Here is a 25,347-nt window from a genome sequence, read left to right as displayed (position 1 = left end):
TCACCGGCTGCTCCGATGTTCATCATGCAGCGGCGGAGCAGGAGCGAGAGTTTCGTCTGCTGGGCGTATTTCAACCGGGGGGTCTTCCCACGCCCGAACGTGAACGCGGATGTGGCATGGACGTTAGCGGCAAGGAAGATTGTGAACGCTTCGCGGTGATGCGTCGACGCGCTCCGAGGTCATGATCCTCAGTCGTGGCCCTCGGGGACCGCCACGAAGCGATAGCCTACGCCAGGTTCTGTCTGGATCAGCAGCGGGTGATTGGCGTCATCCTCCAGCTTGTTGCGGAGTTGGCCGATGAAGACGCGCAGATACTGCGTGTCCTCCGCATGCGCTGGCCCCCAGACGGCGGTCAGCAGCGCACGATGCGTCAGCACCCTGCCGTCACTGCGCGCCAGGACCGAAAGCAGGTCGTATTCCTTGGGCGTCAGCCGAAGAGGTTGGCCGTTTCTCTCGACGCGGCGATGCACGAAGTCGATCACCGTCCCTGACGCCTCGATCCTCTCGACAGTCTTCCCGGTCTTTCCGGAGTGGCGTAGCGCGGTGCGGATCCGCGCCATCAATTCACCGATGCGGAAGGGCTTTTCGACATAGTCGTCGGCGCCGAGGTCGAGGGCTGCGATCTTCTCGCTTTCCCGGTCGCGGGCCGAGAGGATGACGACGGGAATCTGGCTGAAGGCGCGGACACGGGAGATCACGTCCTTGCCATCCATGTCGGGCAGGCCGAGGTCGAGGATCATGATATCGGGCGCGGCAGTGACCGCCTTGTGGATCGCCTCGGCTCCGGTCTCCGCCTCGATTATCTCATAGCCTGCCGCCTCCAGCGCAGGCTTCAGGAACCGGATGATCTGCGGCTCGTCGTCGACGACGAGTACTCGGGCTTCCCTCACGTCGGGTTCTCCTCCATGAGAGCCTGTTCCTGCACGGGCAGTCGCAGTACGAGCCGCGTGCCGCGCTTGCGTATCGCCGGGCTTTCGGCCCTGATGGTCCCGCCCATCGCTTCCACGAAACCACGGGCAATGGCAAGCCCGAGCCCTGTGCCGGCGCGTCGGCCATCGGTTTTGCGGCCGCCGCGATGGAACTTCTCGAACACAAGTTCGAGATCCTTTTCGGGGATGCCCTTGCCGAGGTCGGTGACCGACAAGACGAGCTCGCGGCCATCCTTCTTGGCATAAACCGAGACCGGGGTGTTGCCGCCATATTTCACGGCATTGTCGATCAGGTTGAACAGCACCTGGCCCAGAAGCACACTGTCACCCCTGATCAGCGGCAGATCGAGCGCAAGGCTTGTCTCAATTTCGGCTTCCGGAAAATACTTCTGTGCCCGCTCGACGGCTTGGTGGACGACTTCGCGCACGTCGATCCAGTCCGCCTTGGTCTCGAGCGTTCCGGCCTCGATCCGCGTCATGTCGAGCAGGTTCCCGACGAAGCGGGTCAGCCGCTCGGCCTCCTCCTCGATCGAGACGAGCAGGTCACGGCGGCTCTCGGCACTCATCCGCTCGCCCAGTTCCTTGAGGCTCGACACCGCACCGGTAATGGTCGCGAGCGGCGTCTTGAGGTCGTGCGAGATCGATGAGAGCAGCGCGGAGCGGAATCGGTCACCGGCAAGCTTGGCGGCCTGGTCCATGATCGTGCGCGAAAGTTCCGCGCGATCGATGGCAATGGCTGTCTGGTGAATCGTCGCTTCGAAAATCCGCTGTGCGGCGCTGTCGAGCGGCCCATTCTCGAAGCGGAAGCCGCAGACGCCGACAATGCCCGTGGGACTCTGCAGCGGGCGAAACTGATATTTGCTCGAAGGCAGTGTCCCGGTGCCGGCTCCCGCCGGCTCCTTCTTCTCGAAAGCCCAGCGTGCTGCAGCGGTGTCGATTACCTCAGGCACGTCATCGGGCGGCCAGCTCGCTGCCAGCATGGGCTCGGCTTCGTTCGGCAGGTAGAAGATGATCTGACGCTTCAAGAGACTATTGAGCTGGGTCGCTGCAACCCAGACGACCTCATCGCTGCGCGATGCAGCGGAGAGCTTGCTCGACAGATCGTAGAGTGCCTCGGTCACGCGTGCCCGCTCGACGGCGACGGCACGTTGCTCGCGTACCCGTGAAGCGATGCCGCCCGCCACGATCGCCGCTGCTATGAAGATGAAGAAGGCGAAGACCTCGTGGGGCGCCGCGATGGTCAGCGTGCCGAGCGGTTCGATGAAGCTGAAATTATAGGCCAGTGCAGACAACACCGCGGCGAGGAACGCCGAGCGGTAACCCTCGCGGATAGCGGAAAAGACGACGGCGAGCAGATAGAGCAGAGAAACATTCGGGAGCGGCAGGATCGTGTTCAGCGAGAGGCCGACGATTGTTGCGGCGGTAACGGCCACAAGCGCCGTGGCTGCCTCAAACGCCAGCGGACGCCATGGCGGCAGTCGATTCTGTTCGCGCGATTCCGATCTGGGGCGCCTTCTCGTGTCGACCACATGTACGCTGATGCCCTCCGCCGCACGGATAAGGGCATCGAGCAGCGAAGGCTGCCACAGGTATCTACGTTGCCCACCGGTGCCGATCACAATCTGCGTGGCATGCTCCTTGCGGGCGAATTTGAGGATGGTGTCGACGAAGTCGGCGCCGACCAGCCGGCGCGTTTCGGCGCCCAACCGTTCCGCCAACCGGAAGTTCTCGTCGAGATATCGCAGGCTGGATGCGGGCGTGGGTTGGTCAGGCCGCTCGACGAAGAGCGCGGTCCAGGGCGCGTTCAGGCTCTGTGCCATGCGGCCGGCGGCTCGCAGGACGTCTTCGGCCGAAGGGTCGGCGGCAATGCAGACGATCAGTCGCTCGGCCGTACGCCAGCTGCCCTCAATCGCGTTCTGCTGCAAATAGTCGATCATCTGATCGTCGACGCGATCGGCGGTACGGCGGAGCGCCATTTCGCGAAGGGCGGTCAGATTGCCGAGCCGGAAGAACTTGTCCCGAGCGCGTTTGGCGTTGTCGGGAACATAGACTTTGCCTTGTTCCAGCCGCTGGATGAGTTCGGCCGGGGGCAGGTCGATGAGGATGATGTCACTTGCGTTGTTGAGGATGCTGTCAGGCACGATTTCGCGAACGGCAACGCCTGATATTTGCGAGACGACATCCGCGAGGCTCTCGAGATGTTGGACGTTGAGCGCTGTCCAGACATCGATGCCGGCGTCGAGCAGTTCCTCGACGTCCTGGTAGCGTTTGGGATGGCGGGACTCTGCCGCATTGGTGTGGGCGAGCTCATCGACGACGAGGATGCGTGGCTTACGTGCCAGCGCCGCATCGAGGTCAAATTCCTCGATCGTGTGGCCGTGATAGTCGATCTGTTTTCTTGGCAGAACGTCTAGCCCTTCGAGAAGGTCGGCGGTCTCGCGCCGGCCATGCGTCTCGGCAAGGCCGATGACGATATCGTGCCCCTCCTGCTGGAGGCGCTGGGCGCGGCTCAGCATCGCAAAGGTCTTGCCGACGCCGGGCGCCGCGCCCAGGAAGATCGTCAGCCGTCCACGACCGCCCCGGCCCGCAAGCGCGAGCAACGCTTCCGGGTCGGGTCTCGTGTCGGTTTCGAACTTCCGCTTGTTCATCGGTCACATGGTATGTCAGCCGGCCTTCATGGCGTCCAGCGCCATGTTGAGGGCCAGCACGTTGACACGCGGTTCGCCGAACAGGCCAAGCAGGCGACCTTCGATCTGCGCTTCCACGAGCCGGGCGACATCCGCCTCCGGCAGGCCGCGTGCCTTGGCAATGCGGGCTATCTGTGCCGTGGCGAAGGCAGGCGATATATGGGGATCGAGGCCCGAGCCGGAATAGGTCGGGGCGTCGCCTGGCAGGTCGCCGGTCAGGCCGGATGTCCTGAGACGGGCTACCTCGGTTTCCACCATTCCCTTCAGCTTGGCCGAGGTCGGGCCGAGATTGGTGCCGGTCGAGGCGCCGCCGTTGTAGGGCTGATCAGCGGTCGCGGACGGGCGCGGCCAGAAGTATCGGTCGGAGGAAAAATTCTGGCCGATCAGTTCGGAGCCGACAATCTTGCCATCGACCAGAACCGGGCTGCCGTCGGCGCGCCAGGTGAAGGCGATCTGGGCGATGCCGGTCATGGCGAGCGGGTAGCCGAGACCGAGGATGAGGGTGAAGAGGACCATCAATGAGAGGGCGGGACGGAATATCTGGGTCATGATCATACCAGGTGAAGCGCGTTGACGATGAGATCGACCGCCTTGATGCCGGCGAAGGGCAGAGCCAGGCCGCCGACGCCGTAGACAAGAAGGTTGCGGCGGAGCAGGGCGGCTGCGCCGACCGGCCTATATTTGACGCCCTTGAGCGCGAGCGGGATCAACGCGACGATGATCAGCGCATTGAAGATCACGGCGGACAGGATGGCGGAGCGCGGCGAGCCGAGGTCCATGATGTTGAGCGCCGCAAGTCCCGGATAGGTGGCGAGGAACAGCGCCGGGATGATGGCGAAATATTTCGCCACATCGTTGGCGATCGAGAAGGTGGTCAGCGAGCCGCGTGTCATCAGCAACTGCTTGCCGATCTCGACGATCTCGATGAGCTTGGTCGGCGAGGAATCGAGGTCGACCATGTTGGCGGCCTCGCGGGCGGCTTGGGTGCCGGTCTGCATCGCAACACCGACATCGGCCTGGGCGAGGGCCGGGGCGTCGTTGGTGCCGTCGCCACACATGGCGATCAGCTTGCCACCCTTCTGCTCGCGCCTGATATAGTCGAGCTTGTCCTCGGGCGTGGCTTCGGCGAGGAAATCGTCTACGCCAGCCTCAGAGGCGATCGCAGCGGCGGTGAGCGGGTTGTCGCCGGTGACCATCACCGTGCGGATGCCCATGGCGCGCATTGCTGCGAAGCGCTCCTTGATGCCGGGCTTGACGATATCCTTCAGGTGGATGACGCCGAGCAGCGTGTTGCCGTCAGCCACGGCGAGCGGTGTGCCGCCGGTGCGCGAGATCCGTTCGACCGCCTGGCGGAAACCAGCCGGAGCGAGATCGGCGTCGACGCCGACATGACGGAGGATCGCATCGACCGCGCCCTTGCGGTAGCGCCGGCCGCCGATGTCGACGCCGGAAATGCGGGTCTCGGCGGCGAAGGGCACGACGGCGTCGATGACATCGGTGGGGTCGGTTACGCCGTAGTCGCTCTTGGCCAGTGCCACGACCGAGCGCCCCTCGGGCGTTTCGTCCGCGTGGCTGGAAAGGAAGGCGGCTTCAGCCAGCTTGGCCGGTTCGACGCCGGGCAGGGCAACGAATTCGCTGGCCATGCGATTGCCGAAGGTGATCGTGCCGGTCTTGTCGAGCAGCAGCGTATCGACATCGCCGGCGGCCTCGACGGCGCGGCCCGAGATGGCGATGACGTTGAAGCGCACGAGTCGGTCCATACCGGCAATGCCGATGGCCGATAGCAGGCCGCCGATCGTCGTCGGGATCAATGTGACGAGCAGGGCCGAGAGAACCGTGACGGAGAGGATCGTGCCGGAATAGGCGGCGAGACCACCGAGCGTCACGACAGCGATCAGGAAGATCAGCGTCAGGCCCGAGAGCAGGATCGAGAGCGCGATCTCGTTCGGCGTGCGCTGGCGTTCGGCGCCTTCGATCAGGGCGATCATGCGGTCGAGAAAGGTGCCGCCGGGCGGAACCGTGATGCGGACCTTGATCGAATCCGAGAGCACCTGGGTGCCGCCGGTTACGGCCGAGCGATCACCGCCGGCCTCGCGGATGACGGGGGCGGATTCGCCGGTGATGGCGCTTTCGTTGACCGATGCGACGCCTTCGATGACTTCGCCGTCAACGGGGATCAGCTGGCCGGCCTCAACCAGCACGATGTCGCCGACCTTCAATGTCGCTGCCGGAACGAGCTCTTCGAGCGAGCTGCCGTCCTTCGGCAGGCGATAGGCCATCAGGTCGGTCTTGGCGCGCTTCAGGCTCTCCGCCTGAGCCTTGCCGCGTCCCTCCGCCACGGCTTCGGCGAAGGTGGCGAACAGCACGGTGAACCAGAGCCAGGCTGCGATCTGTCCGGAGAAGATGGCGTTGGAAGGATCGAGCGCCAGGTCGCGCAGGAAGAACAGCGTGACGAGGGCCGCGACGACCTCGGTGACGAAAATGACAGGATTGCGGAACAGCAGGCGCGGATCGAGCTTGCGAAAGGCGTCCCTGAAGGCCGGGACGATAATCGCCCGATCGAGCAGCGAGGTTGTTTGATTTTTCATGATGGAGACCTTCAGAAAGTCTGGCCGGCGAGCATTGAGAAATGCTCCGCGATCGGGCCGAGCGCCAAAGCCGGGAAGAACTGCAGACCACCCATGATCAGGATGATGGCGGCGAGCAGCCCGACGAAGAGCGGCGTGTTGGTGGGGAATGTGCCCTTGGATGCCTCGACGCGCGTCTTGGCGGCAAGCGAGCCTGCCATGGCCAGCACCGGCACGACATAGCCGAAGCGGCCGAGCAGCATGGCGATGCCAAGCGTCGTGTTGTACCACGGCGTGTTGGCCGTCAGACCGCCGAAGGCCGAGCCGTTATTGCCGGCTGCCGACGTATAGGCATAGAGGATCTCCGAGAGGCCATGCGGGCCGGGCGTGCTGATCGAGGCCACAGCGAAGGGCAGAAGTGCCGCAACGGCTGTGAAGCCGAGGATGGCGAGCGGCAGGATCAGTACCGCGAGCATGGCATATTTCATCTCGCGGCCCTCGACCTTCTTGCCGAGGAATTCCGGCGTGCGGCCGACCATCAGACCGGCGACGAAGACGGTGAGGATCGCAAAGACGATCATGCCGTAAAGGCCGGAACCGACGCCGCCCGGCAGCACTTCGCCGAGTTGGATGAAGAACATCGGGATCAGGCCGCCGAGCCCGGTGAAGGACCCGTGCATGCCATTGACGCCGCCATCGGAAAGGCCCGTCGTGACGGCTGCATAGAGGGCGGTCATGGCCTGGCCGAAGCGGATTTCCTTGCCTTCCATGTTGCCGAGCGCCGGGTCGAGTCCGAGCGAGGTCAGGATTGGATTGCCTGAACTTTCGGCCCAATAGATGACGCCCGTGCCGACGATCAGGAACAGGAACACGGTGGCGATGAAGGCCCAGCCCTGCCTGCGGTCGCCGACGAGACTGCCGAAGGCGTAGAGCAGTGCCGTCGAGATCGACAGCATCGAGATGATATTGAGATAGTTGGCGAAGGCGTTGGGGTTCTCGAACGGATGTGCGGCGTTGACGTTGAGGAAGCCACCGCCGTTCGTGCCGAGCTGCTTGATGGCTTCCTGGCTCGCGATCGGCCCGAGTGCCATGGTCTGCTGGGCGCCCTCAAGCGTCGTCGCGGTCATCGCACCATCGAGCGTCTGCGGCAGGCCCATGGCGACGAAGATGAGTGCCACGACGATCGAGAGCGGCAGAAGCACGTAGAGGACGGAGCGAACGAGATCGGCCCAGAAATTGCCGAGACCGGACGAAGACGACCGCGAGAAGGCGCGGGTGATGGCAAGCGCAATGGCAATGCCGGTTGCCGCGGAGAGGAAGTTCTGCACGGTGAGGCCGGCCATCTGGCTGAAATGGCTCATCGTCGTCTCGCCGCCGTAGGACTGCCAGTTGGTGTTGGTCACGAAGCTGACGGCGGTGTTAAAGGCGAGGTCGGGCGCGACGCCGGCGAAGCCCTGCGGATTGAAGGGCAGGATGCCCTGCAGCCTCAGAATGGCATAGAGCAGCGCGAAGCCGGTCGCATTGAAGACGAGCACAGCGGCAGTGTAGCCCAGCCAGCCCTGTTCGGCATTGGGATCGATGCCGCTGACGCGGAAGAGCCCGCGCTCGACCGGGCCGAGAACGGGTGAGAGAAAGTTGCGCTGGCCGGAAAGCGCGCGCGCCATGAAGGCGCCAAGCGGCACGCAAAGCGCGAGCACGACCAGCAGGACGAGGCTGATCTGCAGCCATCCGTTGATTGTCATGGAAAGAAACTCCGGTTCAGAAACGCCCAGGTCAAAAACGCTCTGGGCTGATCAGCGTGATCACGAGATAGACGCCGACCACGAGCGCGACAGCGAGACCAAAAAAAACTTCGAACATGATGGCCTCTCAGATGCGGGATATGAGCCGCGCATAAAGCGCGAAAAGCCCAAAGGCGCCGACGCCCAGGGCCAGGAAGATGATGTCAGACATGGATAAACCTCAGTGTGATCGAGGCCTGCATCCTGCATCCGCAGCGCATAAGGGTTCGATCCGGAATGCGATCGCCCGGCATAAGGATTTCATAAGGGGAAATGTGTGGCCACCCACGTGGTGCTCTGCGGGATCCGCCCGCAGCCGCAAGAGAAGGCAGTCGGCCACTGGCCGTCCGAAATTCCTCGATTCTGTTACCTCGGATACGCCTCGTCACCACCCGAGCGCATATATCGATAACCAAGTAGGCGATTGCACGCCGCAGACAGGCCCGCACTCTGGCAGCGCTGGCCATTTCGCTGCCAGAGGGAGTTTACGATGTTCAGCATAGGTTGCCCACCGTTCCAGAATGTGGGGGCTTTCATGCGTCTGCTAATCCCAACCATGGCGTTCGCGGCAGTTGCCTGGAGTTCCCAGGCTGAAGATGTCATTCGCAAGATCGCAGAGCTTGAACCCGTCACTCCGGCAATCAAGCGATTGAAACCGGACTTCGAAACCGGTGGATTCCGGGTCGATATGCCTGCCTCGAAAATCGTCGAGCGACTGACCGCAAATGGCTTCACTTCGACGCGTCGCTTGTGGAGCAAGAATGGGGCTGGCGTCGACGGCAGATATTTCACCACGGACAAGTATGACGTGGAAATTGCCGCTTTCAAAGAATCTGAGGAGAAATCCAGCAAGGAAACGCTCCTTTTGAAGTTTCTGCCGGGACAGGGCGGATTGTCCTTCATCAGCCGACGCGTGGAGTTTCAATATCGGGTATGGCAGCCCCAATTGAAGCGAACAGAGGTTGAGGCTGCATTGACCGCCAAGTTCGGTAAGCCGGTGGCCATTGTCGAAAAGGCCGCGGATAAGGCAGCCAAATCGCCGAACGCACATGTCTTGGGACTTTATTGCTTTGGGACAGAGGGAACCGCGACGATTGCCCCCGGCGAGTGTGACGTCGAAAAAGCGCGCATAGACGGATATTCCTTCGACATCGAAGTCGATGAAAGCGGCGATGTTGTTGCTTTCGAAGTTGCGTATGACGCGAGCAGCTATGCAAAAGCCTACAAGGACGCTTTATACGACAAGATGAAAGCCCTTCTGCAGAACGACTCGAATTTGGGAGTGTCAAGTCCGCCTCCGTTGGAGCCTTGAACGGCCAGACAGACGCTCGCTACATCGTTCTGCCAGAATGCACGGCCTCACCACGATGATCAGTGTGATAGGCGCATGAGCTCGCCTCTCCGGCGGGCCTGGCCGCTACCTTTAGAACCCTCGTCCAGCGGTTCGATTGTTCGCGATGCGGACCACGCAACCATTAATCTTCGCCAACAGCATGTCCAAATCGACCGGCTTGGTCAGATAGTCGTCAACTCCCGCGCGAAGAGCCTCGATCGTGTTTTCGCGATCAGTGAAGGCGGTGAGCATGATGAACACTATGTTGCTCAGTTCTGGATAGTTGAGCTGCAACTCCGCCAGCAGTTCGTGACCATTCATGACGGGCATGGAAATGTCGCAGATTACGATATCCGGCCATTTCGTAAGGATAATGTCCAGACCCTCGCGGCCGTTCGCCGCTTGCAGCGTCTTGAAGCCCGCTTCCTCAAGCTCTTCAACCAGCAATTCCCGGATGTCAGTCTCATCGTCAATACAAAGGATCGTTGTCATGTGATGATTTCCTCTTAAGCAGCGGTGTCTATGCTTCTTTCAACGGCGCCTATGGGCAGAGCCACGGTAAACGTGGTGCCGGAACCAAGTTCACTCTCAACTGAGATCGAGCCATCGTGCAGCTCGACAATCTCTTTGGCGATGTTCAACCCGATACCGGTGCCGGCGATACCCACCGAGCTACGCGCCCGAAAGTAGGGCTGGAAGAGCTTCGGCAAATCCTCGGCATCCATGCCGATGCCGTTATCTGCAACGGATATCTTGATCCAATCACCCTCAACCCGCCCGATGACGCGAATTTCTGGCTTGCCGCTAGAGTATTTGACCGCGTTCGAGAGAAGGTTGATGAACACCCGCTCCAGAGCATCCTTGTCGGCGACAATCGTATCGGGCAACAACGAAAGGTCACCCTTGAAGAGATGGTGTGGGCTCAATTCCGCTCTGCGTGCTATGCAATCTTCGAGCAGTAAAAGGAGTGAGCACGGCTGTTTGCTTATGGCAATCTTGCCGGTCTGCAATCGTCCAGCTGCCAGAATGCTCTCCATCAACTCGACCATTCGGTTGACGGCGCTCTTTATCTGCCTGGTCTTCTCCCCGACACGATCCGGGGTGAGTTCGGCATGACTTCTTGAGAGGCGCTGTGCCGCAGCATCAATGATGGTGAGGGGCGTGCGGAACTCGTGTGATATCATTGAGACGAAACGACGCTGAAGCGCATTTACCTCGCGCTCCTGCTGCAAAAGTCGATCGAGTTCTTGGCTTTTTCGCTCGACCTCCACGGTCCTTTGACGAACCGCTTCTTCAAGTTCATCTCGATGTCTACGGAGTTCATCCTGACTGCGCCGAAGCGCGTCAATCGCCAATCGGCGGTCATGGGCGTCCTCAAGCAGGCCATACCAGGCATCGATCTCGCCCGAGGCATCTCTCTTGGCAGCGGCCCGGCCCCGGAACCAACGATAACTGCCGTCAGTGGTCTGAAATCTGGCTTCCATATCAAACGGCTGCCCCGAGGTCAGGGATCGCTTCCAGCTTCGCAACATGCGCGGAAGGTCGCCAGGATGAACCGCGACGAGCCAACCGAAGCCAAGAGCATCTTCAGTCGATCGACCGCAAATCTTTTGCCACAAAGGCCCTACTTCAATCATAGAGCCGACAGGATCAGCGACCCAAGGAACCTGCGGGTGAAGCTCTATCAGCGAACGATGGCGTTCCTGGCTTCGACGCAGACTCTGCTCCGCTTGGCGCAGGTCGGTCACATCAGAAAACGATGCGACCAGAACAGGCTCTCCGCCTGGTAGATCGACTCTGTGTTTGTGTGTCATCAGGAAGCGAGGGCGGCCGTCGGGGCCAGAAATTTGCTCTTCGAAAAGACGTTCTTGCCCTGTGCCAAAGACGTTCCGGTCCATGGCCACAATTTTTTCCGCTTCATCAAACGGTAGCAGATCATAGTCGGATTTACCGACCAGCGATCCCTCGACAACTCCCAGCAGGAGACTGGCGGCCTTGTTGACATGCAGGAACCTTGACGTCCGGTCTTTGATAAGCGTCGGCTGGTGCGCGTTTTGAAAGATCGGCCCGACAATTTCGACAGCGGTCAGCTTTTTCGGACTAGGCATGTACACCTCTATAGCGGGAGTTTTGACGCATTGCCCAATTTTAGGTCCAGGGCCTTACCCGTTGGCATATTGGTCGGGTCAACATTAATGGAGCGATAGTTTGCCATCAGCGACGTACAGGACACTAATCACGGCTCTTGGCCTCCCAGCTTGTCCGTTTGACTGCCGCTGACGCAGGGCGCCAGTTGGCAAATCGGCAGGGACACGGTGAATGTCGATCCTTGACCCTTCTTGCTTTCGATCTCGACGGTGCCGCCGTGCAGGTCCACTATCAATTTGACGAGGTTCAATCCGATGCCGGTTCCGGCAATGCCCGTTGAAGTCCGTGCGCGGAAGTAGCGTTCGAACATGTGCCGCAAATCATCCTCGTCGATCCCTAACCCGTAATCGCGGACAGAGACCCGCGCGTAATCACCTTCCGACCAGCCACGCACCTCGATTGTTCTTGAGTTCGCAGAGTATTTGACCGCGTTGGACAGCAGGTTTGTGAATACCTGAATAAGAGCTGAGCTATCCGCCATGATTGTCCTGGGTAGGGCGTCGATGTCCACGACTATACTGAAGCTCTTTGACAAGTCCCGTTGCTGCGCACAGCATCCGAGGACAATATCATCGAGCTGGCATGTGTCCGGTTGGACCTGTAGGGCCCCAACTTCGAGCTTTTCGAAGGAAAGAATGCTCTCCATTAGCTCAACCATTCGACTGACGGCCTGACGGATTTGCTGAGACTTTTCGGCGATAAAATCTGCGGAGTATTCGCCCTTCCGCCTTGTGAGCCTCTGCGCCGCACCATCGATGATCGCAAGCGGGGTTCGGAATTCGTGGCTTGCCATCGCTACGAACTGCCGCTGCAAGGCGTTGACTTTTCTTTCTTTGTCCAGCGCTCTCGAAAGCTCCTTGGAATTCTCTTCCAGTTCCAATGCGCGCAACCGTAGCGCCTCGGCCTTCTTGCGCAAGGTGATGTCGCGCGCGACTCCGAGCAATCCAATGATCTCGCCGTCGTCATTCCGGACGGGAATCTTGCTCGATGAAAACCATTTCTTGTTTCCGATCGAGTCGATGACCGCTTCCTCTTCATCGAGCATCGGCTCGCCGGAGCGCAATATATCTTGTTCCTTGGAGTGAAACTCGGTTGCTCGAAACCGCTCATGCAGATCGAAATCCGTCAACCCGATCATGTCGGTTGAACGGGGCCGTCCGCTGTCCCTGGCAAGAGCGAGGTTCGCCACCACAAAGCGGGATCCGAGGTCTTTCACCCAGAGATAGTCTGGCAGTTGGTCGATCAGGGCCTGCAAGGAGATGAGTTCGGTCGAAAGCGCGGATTGCGCGTCAATATCGGTAAGAATGCTATGCCTGGTTATCCATCCCCCATCTCTATGCAGGTAGTGGCACATTTGCAGCGCCCGGCCGCCGGAGAGGGGGACCGTATGTCGCTGCTCGCATCCGTTGCCGTGCGCTGGGGTGAGAAAGCATCGCCCGCCGGCGATGGCGACTTGCTCCGCGGCAACCAACCCCTTCACCTCGGTGGCTCTGAGACCAATGAGCTGTTGGGAGCTGTCGAGCCCATAGATCGTCAAGAAAGCTTGATTGTGGAACTCCAGCTTCGTATTCTTGTCGAAGATCGTTACGCCAACAGAGTCATGCTGTAACCCTACTTCAAGCATATCAACCCTACTTTTCTTACGACGCGGATGATCGCCCAGCAAAGGCTTCATGATCGATCGGCGGTTTCGCATAACTGACGGTCGTCAACTTCTGCTCCAAAGATGTTGCGGATCAACCAGGTCTTGAATGACGCAACTTTGAGTATTGAAGGAAGAAATGAAATTTAGGTAAATCTAACATGGCCGAAACTTGCCAGCCGGCGATATGGATCGGAGGTCGACACCGGTGATTGGCACGCCTTTCACGGTACTTTCTAGGGCTCTCACGTTGTCGGTGGTGCTGATGAGATCTGCGTTTTCAAACAATTCAAGCGCCGTGGGACACGTTCCTAATGTGAAACAGCGGGACGCAAAGCGGAGCCTTCCCCATCTAACGCAATGCGTACTGACGTGATTTCAACAGCTAGCTGGCGTCACCACAGTGGGGCATCTTTGCGCCTTGGATCTCGGCTTGTGATCGATCCCCATCGATCGGGCCGGTACGGCAAACGCGAAACCCGGCTGCTCGCCATTGCCCCCGGTCTGGCGGCAGCTGCTGACATCGGGCTGAAAGCGCACGATCGGCTGGCGCTGGCGCGGCAGATGATGGAGCGGAAGCTGGCTGGGCGGTGCACCTTTTTCAAAGTTGCCGGAGCTGATCGAGCCGATCATGGCGCGCCCGCTGGCCTCGGCGGGCACGGTCGCCGCAACCCCGGAAGTGACGCAACAGGCCTTGTATTGCTTCGTCGCCGGTCCAGGGGGCCAGAGGAATCGCTTCCGAGACAATGATTGCCGTCATGCCTTTTTGAGCGAGTCTCTTCGCCTCAGAATATCTTACTCCGTAACCGGGACGAACATTCCGAGCTTGATGTCCTTGAGCACCACGTTGGTGTGAATGCGCTTGATCTGCTGGTTCTCGGACATCAGCCTGGCCGCGATCTCATCGTACTGAGCTACGTCCCGCGCGGTGATGATCGCGATCAGGTCGACCGAGCCGGTCACATAATAGACCTGCTGGATATGTTCCTGTCGGGAGAGCCAAGTGCGGAACCTGGAGAGAGCATCGTAATTCTCGCGCTCGATCTCCATGCCGGCGATGAAGGTCATGGGGTTGCCGGCCACCTTGCGATCGACGAGCGCGATCTCGGCCATGATGACGCCAGTTTCCCGCATCCGTTTCAGGCGGCGCTGGACGGCCGATGCCGAAAGTCCGACGCGATCGCCGATCGCCTCCGCCTTCATCTGGCAATCGACCTGAACAATGTTCAAGATCTTGCGGTCAAAATCGTCGATCGGTTCCATTGCGCTATCCCATCCAGTCGCTCCTGCGCATGGTACAGGTAATTTGCGCGGAAAATCTGCTTATTTCCAGCAGAATGCGCCGGATTTTCTCCCATTTTGCTTCGTGCCGACGCGACGCAGATTGCATGGCATCGTGGCAGAACGACCAATTCTTTGGTCAATTCGCGAGCTTCCGGCTGACATGTCACGCCGTCATGCTTTTCCCATCGCCCATGATGAGGAACCGACATGGTACAGTACAATATCGCGCTTATCGGATTTGGTGGGGTCAACCGCGCCCTTGCCCAGCTTGTGGCAGAGCGGAATGACCGCTGGCAGGCGGAACTGGGCTTCCGGCTCAACATCGTCGCTGTGACCGATCTCAATCTCGGCTCAGTCGTTTCGGCCAACGGCATCGACGCCCGCATGCTCGTCGAAACCCGGTTCGAGAAGGGTGGTTTCGCACGCCTGTCCGGTGGCTCTGCCGAGCCAGACAACGAAAAGGTCATCAGGCAGGCGCCTGCCGACATCATCGTAGAAGCGACCTTCACCAACCCGAACGACGGCGAGCCCGCCGTCTCGCATTGCCGCTGGGCGCTCGAAAGCGGCAGGCACGTGGTCACCACCAACAAGGGACCCGTGGCGCTCGCCGCCGCCGAACTCAGGGCGCTTGCCCACCGCAACCATGTCCGCTTCGAGTATGAAGGTGCGGTGATGAGCGGCACGCCGGTCATCCGCATGGCGAAGAATACGCTTGCCGGTGCCGGCCTTACGGGTTTCGAAGGCATCCTCAACGGTACCTCGAATTTCGTGCTGGGACGCATGGAAGTCGGACTCGACTTCTCGGCCGCCGTGCGCGAGGCGCAGGCGCTCGGCTATGCCGAGGCCGATCCGACCGCCGACATCGAAGGTCACGACGTTCGCCTCAAGGTCGTGATCCTCGCAAACGAACTCTTGGGAGCGACACTGAAGCCGGCGGACGTCTCCTGCCAGGGGATATCGTCGCTCGCCACGGCCGATATCGAAGCCGCCGCGACGGAAGGATGCCGCTGGAAGCTGGTCGGCATCGCCAGCCGGCGCGAGGACGGTCGCATCGAGGCCTCCGTGGCGCCGCGTCGCCTGGCTCTTGATCATCCGCTGGCAGGCGTGAACGGCGCCATCAACGCGGTTTCATTCGCCACCGACATGCTCGGCGCCGTGACTATCACCGGTCCGGGAGCGGGGCGGGTCGAGACCGCCTATGCCCTCCTCTCCGACATCATCGCCATCCATCGCGTCGCACCGGCCCGCATGACGAAGGAAGCCGCCGAATGACCGCCGCTCGACTGCAGATCGCTCCGCCGGCGCGGGAAATCGCCGTGCTCAGCCCCTATGACGGCGCGCTTGTCGGGAGCGTCGATGCGAACGGCCCCGACGATGTCGATACGCTCCTGCATCGTGCCCGGCAGGGTGCGGCACTGTCGCGCGCTCTGCCCCGGCATCGCCGGGCGGCCATCCTGGAAAATGCGGCGAGACTCGTCGAGGACCAAGGCGAAGCGTTCGCCCGCACCATCGTCAGCGAAGCCGGCAAGACGATCGCCCAGGCGCGCAAGGAAACGCTGCGCTGCATCAACACACTGAAGCTGTCAGCCGAGGAAGCCAAGCGCAATGCCGGCGAGATCGTGCCGTTCGATGCCTATGCCGGTTCGGAAGGGCGGCAAGGCTGGTTCACGCGCGAGCCGCTCGGCATCATCGCGGCGATCACACCCTACAACGATCCGCTGAACCTCGTTGCGCACAAGCTCGGCCCCGCGATTGCCGGTGGCAACGCGGTCGTTCTGAAGCCGTCCGAGCTCACACCGCTTTCTGCGCTCAAGCTGGTCCGGACTCTGGTCGATGCCGGCCTGCCGGAGGAGATCGTCACCGTGGCAATCGGCGGCGCGGATCTCGGGCGCGCCATCGTGTCGGCTCGGGATGTCCGGATGGTGTCGTTTACGGGTGGCTTTGCCACCGGGGAGGCGATCACCCGGTCCGCCGGGCTGAAGAAGCTCGCCATGGATCTCGGCGGCAACGCCCCGGTTATCGTGATGGTGGACTGCGATCTCGTCAAAGCGGTGGAAGGCTGCATTTCGGGGGCGTTCTGGGCGGCAGGGCAGAACTGCATCGGCACGCAGCGCGTTCTCGTCCAGGCTTCCTGCTACGGGCGATTCCGGGAGGCGTTCCTGGCCGGCACGTCCAAGCTGCGGGTTGGCGACCCGGCCCGCGAAGAGACGGACGTCGGACCGATGATTTCGCCTATCGCGGCAGAGCGCACGGAGGCGGCAGTCGAGATCGCGATTGCCGCGGGGGCACGGCTGCTGTGTGGCCACCGCCGGGATGGCGCGCTCTACAGTCCGACGGTGCTCGAAGGGGTTGGCCACGAGAGCCGGCTCTGGCGGGAGGAAATATTCGCGCCGGTGGTGATGCTCGAACGCTTCGAGACGCTTGCAGACGCCATCCGCATGGCGAACGAACCCGACTACAGCCTTCATGCCGGCATCTTCACCAGCAACCTTGCGGACGCGCTGCAGGCTGCGGCCAGCATCGAGGCCGGCGGGATCATGATCAACGACTCCTCGGACTACCGATTCGACGCGATGCCCTTCGGCGGCTTCAAGCATGGCAGCATGGGGCGCGAGGGCGTGCGTTTCGCCTACGAGGACATGACGCAGCCGAAAGTGGTCTGCATCAATCGAGCCTGATGCGCGGGAGAGCCGAAGCGGCCAATAGGCGATAACCCATGTGAAATCCATCATCCGCCTCCTCAGGCCGCTTTTGGCTGTCCGCGCCGGAAGTAGGTTTCAAGGCTGCCGAACAGGACATTGGAGACGAGCGTGATCACCAGATAGATCACGGCCGCGGCGAAGAAGAACAGGAAACAGTGCTTGGTATTGCCGGCGGCGAGCCGCGTCGCGAGCGCCATTTCCTGGTAGCCAACGACGGCGATCAAGGCGCTGTCCTTGGTGACCGACATCCAGAGATTGGCCATTCCGGGCAGCGCGTTCGGCATCAGCGCCGGCAGCACGATACGCCGGAAGCGCAACCAGGGCCGCATGATACGGCGCTGACGTCGCCGGAGAGTGGTTGACGACGAGAACGACCGAGCGCCGCGTCACGCCAACCTTTTGGCCCGACATGCACTTGCGCCGCGTCGGCAGCCTGTTTCGGTCCGCTTTTCGGCGGCGCGCGGTCGATTGTGCGGCCGGAAACAACGCCATCTCTTTAGAATTGGGATCGAATTTGCAGGAGAATCCAATGACCGCAACAAGACTTTCGGACCGTGGGGGTCACGGCTTCGACCAGCGCATGACGGCAATGCCGACAAGGATCGGTCTGAGCCGAGACACGCTGGCGCTGAGCGGCGGACTGGCCATCGATCCCGCGACGAAGGCGATCGCGCCGAATATCTCCATGTCCGTCAACAATAGGCTGGTGCCGGGTGAAGGCGCCTTTTCCGCCGATGGCGTGGACGACCTGACGGCGCTGCCTTTCCTCTACGCGCGCTGGACGAACCCGACCGTGCGTCAACTCGAACAGCGATTGGCAGCGCTCGAAAGTGCCGACGACGCGCTCGCGACCGCGACGGGGATGGCGGCAATTGCCGCGACGTTCCTCACCTTCCTCAAGAAGGGCGACCATCTGATCCTGAGCGATGTCTGCTATGCCGGCGCCAACGAGCTCGCCCGGCGTATTCTGCCGGACTACGGCATCGAGGTGACGCCGGTGAACATGTCCCAACTGGAGGATGTGGCCGCCGCTTTCCGGCCCAATACGCGGCTGGTCCATTGCGAAAGCCCGTGCAATCCGATCTTGAGGCTCACCGACCTTGAGGGTGTCGCCGGGCTTGCGCGGGCGCATGGTGCCCTGATGTCGGTCGACTCAACGCTCGCCACCCCCGTAGCCACGCAACCGCTTGCGCTTGGCGCAGACCTCGTCATCCATTCGCTGACGAAGTTCATCAACGGCCACGGCGATGCGCTGGGCGGCGTGGTGTGCGGACGCAAGGAACTCATCGAGAAAATCCGCTCCCGTGCCGGCGTCTATCTCGGTGCCTCGATGCCGGCGATGAACGCCTGGCTGATCATGCGCGGCATCGATACGCTCTTTCCGCGCCTGCGGACGATCTCCGAGACTGCCATGCGGGTCGCCACGTTCCTGCAAGGGCATCCGTCGATCACTGCGGTCGGATATCCCGGGCTTGCCTCCCATCCCCAGCATGACCTGGCGAAACGGCAGATGGAGGTGTTCGGCGGCATATTGACCTTCCAGGTGAAGAATGCTGGACGGATGGCACATCGACTCGCCGAGTGCCTACAAGTTGCCCACTACGCCTTCTCGCTCGGTCATCAGCGCTCGATCGTCGTGTTGCTCGATACACAGGAAATGATGGCATCGACCTATCAGCTCGCTGGTGCGCAACTCGACGATTACCGCCGCTTTGCCGGCGACGGCTTGTTCCGCCTTTCCATCGGTCTTGAGGCGGCAGGCGACCTGATCGGCGATCTCGACAGGGCGCTTTCAGGCTAAACAATAGGGAGATCGGCCACGGTGGAAACCTGCGTTATTTTCGGTTCGAAGGTCGCCGAGCGCCGTGAGCCGATGGAACACCCACGGGAGTTAGGCGATGGCCGTTTTCACGGATCTGTCTGAAGAGGATTGCGACCGGATCGCAACGGCCTTTCGGTTGGGGCGCCTGACCTCGGTGATCGGGATCGCCGATGGCAACGCCGAGACCACCTTCCTCTTCCGCGCCGAACGCGGCGAGTTCATCGTAACATTGTTCGAAACCGGGGCCGAACCCTTCGATCTTGAACGCGCTTTTCGCACCATGGAGACGCTGGCGGCAGGGGGAGTTCCTTGTCCGTCGACCCTTCGCACCGAAGCGGGAGCGGCGACCATCACGGTGTCGGGAAAGCTCGTCGCTGTCGTCGGCTTCGTTCCGGGCTCTCGGCCGAGCGAAATCACGGCTGGTAAGTCCCACGCGCTCGGAGCGTGCGCCGCCCGCATTCACGGGACGTTGCTGCGCCCCATGCCAGGCTTGCCGAAAGGTGCCGTGCATGGTGCTCTCAACCGCGACAATGTCTTCTTCCTCAGCGAGGAGGTCAGCGGTGTCATCAATTTCCGCTTGCGTCACGACGATGTCCTGATCGCCGAACTCGCTGAACTCCTGCTCCATTGGACCGCACGGCCGGACGGTTCGCTCGACGGAGCGCTCGCCCGGGCATTGCTCGCAGGATACCAAGACGTTCGCCCTCTCGATGCGCCTGAGCTTCATGCCCTGCCGGCCTTTGTCATGGCGGCGATGGCGACCTCGCTGGCTGAGGCAGGCAGCCTCGGCGACATCGAGGCCTCCGCGCAACGCGCCTTCGTGTCGGCCCGGGCCTGTATCGAGGAAATGCTACCATGAAACGCATTCTTGACCGGGCGGACGAGCGCATTCTCGGCGAATTGACCCACAATGCCCGCATGCCCCACGCGGAGCTTGCCGAAAAGGTGAACTTGTCGCGCAACGCCGTGCGCCAGCGCATCGAACGGTTGGAGCGCGACGGGCTCATACAGGGATACACGATCGTCGTCGGCGAGGGAAAGCCGCGCGCATCGACCATCGCCGCGATGATGTTCGTCTACCGGCACGACCGCATGCGCGGCGGCGACGTCATACAGGCACTCAAGCGCATGCCGGAAGTCGTGTGCTGCGACGTCATGAGCGGGGAGTTCGACCTCGTGGTTCGGGTCGAAGCGGGCGCGGCAGACCGCATCCGCGAAATCTGGCAGGACGTGTCGGCCCTACCCGGCGTGCGGGACACGCTCACGGCATTCGCGCTGTCTTCAATGATCAAGCGCTAGCCGGGTTCGACACCCACATCAAGCCACAAGTAATGGCGTCATCGAATCGTCAGGCTGCCGCCGCATTTGGTTTTGGAATTCTTGCGCCAGGAAGCGACCCCATTGCCTGACGACGACATCAGGTGTGTCATGGATGGCAGGGCTGGCGAGTCCGATCCCGTCTGTTCAAAGCGATTTGAGATACGAGATGAGGTCCTGCCGGTCTTGTTCCTTGGCAATTCGCATGGTCATCGTTGTTCCGCGGACGAGAGTGGTGGGCGCGGTGAGATAGGCATCCAGGTTCTGTTCGGTCCAGACGATCTGCGATTGAGCCAGTGCCTTGGAATAGCGTGCGCCCTCGACCGTGCCAGCCGTCCGACCGACGACGCCGGCGAGCGACGGCCCGAGCTTGTTCTGGCCGTTCACGGAATGACAGGCGCTGCAGCGGGCAAAGAGCTTTTCGCCGCGGCTCACATCGCCATCCGCAGCAGCGCCGGAGGGACAGAGCGTGAGAGCGGCGAGCACAGAGATCGATGCAGTCAATGTTGTTTTCATAGCAGAAATATCCTTCGTCTCGTTTCGATCCTGGATCGAGCGTGCCCCGCAGGAAGGCGCGTGGACGCTGCTGCCTGCGTACAGGGGGGCCGAGACTGCATAACGCCCGGTCTCCGCGACACGTTAGCTCGTTCCTGCCGATTTCTTGCCCAATTCTCCGGAAATCAAATTAATGTGATAATGCTGGAGAACGCCTTTGATATAGGCGATTGATATAGGCGATAGTTGGCAATGGCGGTTCGATGGAGAGAATTTTGCCCGAGGCAGAGAGTTTTCAGGATCAAACGGCTGCGATTCGCGAGCGTATTCTTGATGTGCTGGCGCAACTGCCGTGGGACGGCATCAACTTCAAGCACGAGATACCGGGACTTTCGCTATACCGTCTCGTCGAACCCGCCGGACCTTTTTCTACTGTATACGAACCCAGCCTCTCGCTGATCATCAAGGGAAGCAAGCGGGTCAGCGTCGGTGACGAAATACTCGTCTATAATGAATCGAGCTTTTTCCTCACCGCCATCGGTCTGCCGATGACGGGCCAGATATGCGAGGCGAGTGCGGTGGAGCCTTACGTCGCCGCCATGCTGCGGCTGAATCTGGAGGCACTGCGGCGGTTGATCGCCGATCACGACTTGCATCCGACGAACATATCCGACCGGGACCGCGGTGTGGTGGTGGGTGCGGCCACACCGGAACTGTTCGACGCTTTCTTGCGATTGATTTCGCTCGTAAATTCGCCGAAAGACATTCCTTTCCTGGCGAACCATATCCAAAATGAAATTCTCTATCGGCTGCTCACCGGCGAACAGGGCGCGCGCCTGCGCCGCTTTGCGCTTGCCGGAACGAACAGCAATCGGGTGGCAAAAGCAGTTGCCTGGCTGAAGGAGAACTACACCAGGCCGCTTCGTGTCGATGAGTTGGCGGACATGGCGAATATGGGTGTTTCCACCCTGCATCATCATTTCCGTGCGATGACGGCCATGAGCCCATTGCAGTTCCAGAAGCATCTGCGGCTGCACCATGCGCGTGAACTGATGCTTTCCGGATCGCTCGATGCGGCGACGGCCGCGCTCAGGGTCGGCTACGAGAGTCCCACGCAATTCAGCCGGGAGTACCGCCGCCTGTTCGGCCATCCTCCTTTACGGGACGTCAAGACCATCCTGAATTCGGACGGTCCGATCAGACACAGTTCAGTCGGCTAGCGCCCTCCGATCAAAGCTCAATTGTGCGTAGATAGACACAAAATGAGCCAACGCGACAGAATCGAGCAATAATCAGGCAGGATCGACTCTATCGGCTTTCAGCATGGTCAAATAAGTTTGCCCGGCAGATGACGAACGTCAAACGGAGCGCGGACCGGCAAAGTCCGAAGCTCCGCGAACGCGTCACAACGCAAGGAGAACACCATGGTGACTTTGACGATCAACGGCAGCGAACATAAGGTCGAGGCTGAGCCGGATATGCCGCTTCTCTGGGCGATCCGCGATCTCGTCGGGCTGACGGGAACGAAATTCGGTTGCGGCATGGCGCAATGCGGCGCCTGCACCGTACTGCTGGACGGCGCGCCTGTGCGTTCCTGCCAGACCTTCATCGGCGATGTAGGCACCGCGAAAGTGACGACCATCGAGGGGCTCTCGGGCAAGGTCGCGGAAACCGTGCAGACGGTCTGGGCCGATCTCGATGTGCCGCAATGTGGCTACTGTCAGTCCGGGCAGATCATATCGGCGACCGACCTGCTCACGAACAATCCCAAGCCCACCGACGACGACATCGACGCTGCGATGACAGGCAATCTCTGTCGTTGCGCCACCTATCACCGAATCCGTGCCGGGATTCATGAAGCTGCCAAGCGTTTGGAGGCCTGAGCGATGATCCCGAAACTGATGCAATCCCTCGTGCTACCCGTGGCCAACGCGCAAGCGTCGCGCCGGCAATTCTTGCTTGGCGCGCTCGCTGCCGGTGGCGGCGTCGCGGTCGGCTACCATATCCTGGCGGCATCGCCCGCGGCCGCTAGCGAAACCGCTGCGGCCGGCAACAAGGCGGCCGCCTTCACGCCCTATTTGACGATCGACAACACCGGCAAGGTCATGGTGCTTTCGTCCCAGTTCGAAATGGGGCAGGGCTCCTATAACGGCCTTGCGACACTCGTTGCGGAAGAACTCGATGCCGATTGGTCGTCGATCGATGTCCAGGGCGTCGCCGGCAACGTGAAGGCCTATGGCAATGTCGCCTTCGGCGGCGCCATTCAGGGAACGGGCGGCTCCACCTCGATGGTGACCTCCTGGGAGCGTTATCGGAAGGCGGGCGCGGCTGCGCGCGCCATGCTGGTGGCCGCTGCGGCAGATGAATGGAAAGTCCCGCCGGCCGAGATCAGCGTTGAAAACGGCGTGTTGGCGCATCCATCCGGAAAGACCGCTGGGTTTGGCGCATTTGCTGCCAAGGCGGCAGCCGTGCCCGTGCCCGCTGACGTGAAGCTCAAGCAGCCGGCTGACTGGAAGCTGATCGGCAACGCCAAGCTGAAGCGTTTCGACAGTGCCCGCAAGACGAACGGCACCGAGCAGTACACGATCGACGTCAAGCTACCGGGCATGCTGACGGCCGTGATGATTCACCCGCCGATGTTCGGCGCAAAGGTCAAGTCCTTCGATGCCGCGGGGGCGCGTTCCGTCAAGGGGGTCGTTGATGTCGTCGAGACGCCGCGGGGCGTCGCTGTCGTTGCCGAGCATATGTGGGCCGCGATCAAGGGACGCGAAGCCGTCAATGTCGTTTGGGACGACACGGCCGCCGAAAAGCGCAGCACGCCTGAACTGATGGCAATGTACAAGGATCTCGTGGCCAAGGCCCCGGCCGCCATTGCGCGCAAGGACGGCGATGTCGATGCCGGCTTTGCGGCAGCGGCCAAGGTCATCGAGGCGACCTTCGAGTTCCCCTATCTGGCGCATTCCGCGATGGAGCCGCTCAATGCCGTCGCCCGCCGGAACGAGGACGGGACGCTGGAAATCTGGGGCGGACATCAGTTCCCCGATGTCTATCAGATGCTTGCCAGCCAGATCGTCGGCATCACGCCCGACAAGGTGCATCTGCATGTCATGAAAACAGGCGGCAGCTTCGGCCGGCGCGCCGTGTTCGATGGCGATGTGGTCGTCGAGTCCGTCTATGTCGCCAAGGCGATCGGGTTCCGGGCGCCCGTGAAGGTGCAGTGGACCCGCGAGGACGACATGCGCGCCGGCCGCTATCGCCCCTCCTATGTGCATACGCTCAAGGCGGGGATAGATGCGGACGGAAAGCTCGTTGCCTGGAGCGACCACATTGTCGGTCAATCCATCATGGCGAAGACGGCTTTCGAGGGCATGGTTCAGAACGGCGTCGATCCGACGTCGGTCGAAGGGGCGAACAACCTGCCCTATGCCATTCCCAACCAGACCGTCGGCCTGACGACCACCGATGTCGGGATTCCCGTCCTCTGGTGGCGCTCGGTGGGTTCGACGCATACCGCCTTTGCGGCCGAGACCTTCATCGATGAAATCGCCGAAGCGGCAGGCCGCGATCCGATCGAGTATCGCCTGTCGATGCTCGATCCGCAGTCGCGCCACGCCGTCGTCCTCAAGCTCGCTGCGGAAAAGGCCGAATGGACCAAGCCGCTGCCAAAAGGCCGTTTCCGCGGCGTTTCGGTGGCAGAGAGCTTTGGCTCGGTCGTTGCACAAATTGCCGAGGTTTCGACCGATGACAGTGGCGGCATCAAGGTCGAACGCGTCGTCGCCGCGGTCGATTGCGGCCTGGCGGTCAATCCGGATCAGGTCCGCGCCCAGGTCGAGGGCGGGATAGGATTCGGTTTGGGCGCCATTCTGGGCGAGGAAATCACTCTGACCGGCGGCAAGGTCGATCAGGGCAACTTCGATGTGTACACGCCGCTCCGAATCGACGCGATGCCGGTGGTGGAGGTTCACATCCTTGCTTCCGCCAATCCGCCCTCGGGTATCGGCGAGCCGGGTGTTCCGCCGATCGGACCAGCGGTTGCCAATGCGATCTACAAGGCTCTCGGCAAGCGCATCCGTTCCATGCCTCTCACCAAGACACTCAATGCGTAATCTTACATCCCCGGCCGGCTCGCCCGGCCGGGGATGGTACTGACACATTGAGATTCAGGAACGAGGCCATCAGGTCTCGGATCTCCGATTGCCTCGATGTCATCCGAAAAAACGTGTGGCCTTGAGGTCAACTGATTTCAGCGAGTGCGCCTCTCCTGACATCGAACGCGCTGTGGCCAACAACGTCTCAGGCGAGCCAAAGCGGCGAGAGTTATCGCAGGAGGCGGTGGGGCATATCCATTTGCCATGGATCTGCTGACCAGTGATGCAACTGTCACTGCTCTGAAGCCGACTTTAAACTCCTCGTAGCCCTGGCGAAAAATCTTGTGCCTTGGATAAGGACCTTGCCAACCGGATCGCCGTGGCCTGGGGCGATATTCCGCCCTGCCGCCAAGGACGTCGCGGACATCATAGGCTGATCGAACCAGTGGCGTAGGGTCATTCGCGCCATCATTGCAACTTGGCTAGCGCAAAGCCGAGAATTGGACGACGACTTTTCGCGCCGGAATATGCGATGCCCCCCACTTGCTCCCG

At 61.2% G+C, this 25,347-nt stretch carries 20 protein-coding genes and 2 pseudogenes; 11 read left to right on the top strand and 11 right to left on the bottom strand.

Annotated elements, in window-relative coordinates; translation table 11 throughout:
• Positions 1-188 precede the first annotated feature (188 nt).
• From AC2YI2_RS02755 to kdpA, 5 genes are read right to left on the bottom strand one after another with little or no spacing between them, the layout of a single operon-like run.
• Positions 189-890 carry a response regulator gene (locus AC2YI2_RS02755; RefSeq protein WP_487384882.1) on the bottom strand — a complete coding sequence of 234 codons (702 nt, stop codon included), beginning with the start codon at positions 888-890 and terminating at the stop codon, positions 189-191.
• A complete protein-coding gene (locus AC2YI2_RS02750) occupies positions 887-3,577 on the bottom strand; it encodes an ATP-binding protein (protein WP_487384881.1) in 2,691 nt (896 codons plus the stop codon). Before AC2YI2_RS02750 ends, AC2YI2_RS02755 begins: the two co-directional genes overlap by 4 nt.
• A gap of 15 nt (positions 3,578-3,592) precedes the next feature.
• Positions 3,593-4,171, bottom strand: a complete 579-nt coding sequence (gene kdpC / locus AC2YI2_RS02745; protein ID WP_487384880.1) for a potassium-transporting ATPase subunit KdpC — start codon at positions 4,169-4,171, stop codon at positions 3,593-3,595.
• A complete protein-coding gene (gene kdpB / locus AC2YI2_RS02740) occupies positions 4,168-6,204 on the bottom strand; it encodes a potassium-transporting ATPase subunit KdpB (protein ID WP_487384879.1) in 2,037 nt (678 codons plus the stop codon). The genes kdpC and kdpB overlap by 4 nt, the downstream gene beginning before the upstream one ends.
• A gap of 11 nt (positions 6,205-6,215) precedes the next feature.
• Entirely contained in the window at positions 6,216-7,925 is a 1,710-nt protein-coding gene (kdpA, locus tag AC2YI2_RS02735) for a potassium-transporting ATPase subunit KdpA (protein WP_487384878.1), read from the bottom strand.
• Between kdpA and AC2YI2_RS02730 the strand changes: the two genes are divergently transcribed.
• Together AC2YI2_RS02730 and AC2YI2_RS02725 are read left to right on the top strand one after the other, a co-directional pair.
• A complete protein-coding gene (locus AC2YI2_RS02730) occupies positions 7,915-8,142 on the top strand; it encodes a hypothetical protein (protein WP_487384877.1) in 228 nt (75 codons plus the stop codon). The two genes, kdpA and AC2YI2_RS02730, sit on opposite strands and share 11 nt — an antisense overlap.
• Before the next feature lie 312 nt (positions 8,143-8,454).
• Complete coding sequence (locus tag AC2YI2_RS02725) at positions 8,455-9,276, top strand: hypothetical protein (RefSeq protein ID WP_487384876.1); 822 nt, start codon at positions 8,455-8,457, stop codon at positions 9,274-9,276.
• 111 nt (positions 9,277-9,387) lie between these two features.
• On the opposite strand, the gene AC2YI2_RS02720 is transcribed toward AC2YI2_RS02725, so the two are convergent.
• The 3 genes from AC2YI2_RS02720 to AC2YI2_RS02710 all read right to left on the bottom strand — a co-directional run bounded on the left by AC2YI2_RS02720 (position 9,388) and on the right by AC2YI2_RS02710 (position 13,120).
• A complete protein-coding gene (locus AC2YI2_RS02720) occupies positions 9,388-9,789 on the bottom strand; it encodes a response regulator (protein WP_487384875.1) in 402 nt (133 codons plus the stop codon).
• A gap of 14 nt (positions 9,790-9,803) precedes the next feature.
• Positions 9,804-11,405, bottom strand: a complete 1,602-nt coding sequence (locus AC2YI2_RS02715; protein ID WP_487384874.1) for a sensor histidine kinase — start codon at positions 11,403-11,405, stop codon at positions 9,804-9,806.
• Between the two features lie 128 nt (positions 11,406-11,533).
• A complete protein-coding gene (locus AC2YI2_RS02710) occupies positions 11,534-13,120 on the bottom strand; it encodes a sensor histidine kinase (protein ID WP_487384873.1) in 1,587 nt (528 codons plus the stop codon).
• A 355-nt stretch (positions 13,121-13,475) separates the two neighbouring features.
• On the opposite strand from AC2YI2_RS02710, the pseudogene AC2YI2_RS02705 reads away from it, so the two are divergent.
• Positions 13,476-13,829, top strand: a pseudogene (locus tag AC2YI2_RS02705) (DUF1612 domain-containing protein); the annotation flags it as partial.
• Positions 13,830-13,882: 53 nt separating this feature from the next.
• Here AC2YI2_RS02705 and AC2YI2_RS02700 read toward each other — a convergent pair.
• The gene (locus AC2YI2_RS02700) at positions 13,883-14,350 is read right to left on the bottom strand and encodes an Lrp/AsnC family transcriptional regulator (RefSeq protein ID WP_487384872.1); all 468 of its coding nucleotides are present in this window, start codon (positions 14,348-14,350) and stop codon (positions 13,883-13,885) included.
• Positions 14,351-14,578: 228 nt separating this feature from the next.
• Between AC2YI2_RS02700 and AC2YI2_RS02695 the strand changes: the two genes are divergently transcribed.
• The gene (locus AC2YI2_RS02695) at positions 14,579-15,643 is read left to right on the top strand and encodes a homoserine dehydrogenase (protein WP_487384871.1); all 1,065 of its coding nucleotides are present in this window, start codon (positions 14,579-14,581) and stop codon (positions 15,641-15,643) included.
• Positions 15,640-17,049, top strand: a complete 1,410-nt coding sequence (locus AC2YI2_RS02690; protein WP_487384870.1) for an aldehyde dehydrogenase family protein — start codon at positions 15,640-15,642, stop codon at positions 17,047-17,049. The genes AC2YI2_RS02695 and AC2YI2_RS02690 overlap by 4 nt, the downstream gene beginning before the upstream one ends.
• A gap of 62 nt (positions 17,050-17,111) precedes the next feature.
• Here the strand turns inward: AC2YI2_RS02690 and AC2YI2_RS02685 are convergent.
• Positions 17,112-17,402, bottom strand: a pseudogene (locus tag AC2YI2_RS02685) (ABC transporter permease subunit); the annotation flags it as partial.
• A 251-nt stretch (positions 17,403-17,653) separates the two neighbouring features.
• On the opposite strand from AC2YI2_RS02685, the gene AC2YI2_RS02680 reads away from it, so the two are divergent.
• The 3 genes from AC2YI2_RS02680 (at position 17,654) to AC2YI2_RS02670 (ending at position 20,194) form a co-directional block, all read left to right on the top strand.
• Positions 17,654-18,874: a trans-sulfuration enzyme family protein gene (locus AC2YI2_RS02680; RefSeq protein WP_487385281.1), complete on the top strand. Its 1,221-nt coding sequence runs from the start codon at positions 17,654-17,656 to the stop codon at positions 18,872-18,874.
• 97 nt (positions 18,875-18,971) lie between these two features.
• On the top strand, positions 18,972-19,754 hold the full coding sequence (locus AC2YI2_RS02675) for a phosphotransferase (protein WP_487384869.1): 783 nt from the start codon (positions 18,972-18,974) through the stop codon (positions 19,752-19,754).
• Positions 19,751-20,194, top strand: coding sequence for an Lrp/AsnC family transcriptional regulator (locus AC2YI2_RS02670; RefSeq protein ID WP_487384868.1), 444 nt, complete (start codon positions 19,751-19,753; stop codon positions 20,192-20,194). The genes AC2YI2_RS02675 and AC2YI2_RS02670 overlap by 4 nt, the downstream gene beginning before the upstream one ends.
• 165 nt (positions 20,195-20,359) lie before the next feature.
• Here AC2YI2_RS02670 and AC2YI2_RS02665 read toward each other — a convergent pair whose 3' ends face one another.
• Positions 20,360-20,728 carry a c-type cytochrome gene (locus tag AC2YI2_RS02665; RefSeq protein ID WP_487384867.1) on the bottom strand — a complete coding sequence of 123 codons (369 nt, stop codon included), beginning with the start codon at positions 20,726-20,728 and terminating at the stop codon, positions 20,360-20,362.
• A gap of 254 nt (positions 20,729-20,982) precedes the next feature.
• Here AC2YI2_RS02665 and AC2YI2_RS02660 point away from each other — a divergent pair, with 254 nt between their 5' ends.
• The 3 genes from AC2YI2_RS02660 (at position 20,983) to AC2YI2_RS02650 (ending at position 24,813) form a co-directional block, all read left to right on the top strand.
• Positions 20,983-21,927, top strand: a complete 945-nt coding sequence (locus tag AC2YI2_RS02660; protein WP_487384866.1) for an AraC family transcriptional regulator — start codon at positions 20,983-20,985, stop codon at positions 21,925-21,927.
• Between the two features lie 204 nt (positions 21,928-22,131).
• On the top strand, positions 22,132-22,590 hold the full coding sequence (locus tag AC2YI2_RS02655) for a (2Fe-2S)-binding protein (RefSeq protein ID WP_487384865.1): 459 nt from the start codon (positions 22,132-22,134) through the stop codon (positions 22,588-22,590).
• A 3-nt stretch (positions 22,591-22,593) separates the two neighbouring features.
• Positions 22,594-24,813, top strand: coding sequence for a xanthine dehydrogenase family protein molybdopterin-binding subunit (locus AC2YI2_RS02650; protein WP_487384864.1), 2,220 nt, complete (start codon positions 22,594-22,596; stop codon positions 24,811-24,813).
• Positions 24,814-25,347 lie beyond the last annotated feature (534 nt).

This window comes from Rhizobium sp. SRI_017 (genome assembly GCF_057586295.1).
The sequence above is the reverse complement of the archived record's forward strand: the minus strand, read 5'-3'. Positions and strand labels throughout refer to the sequence as shown.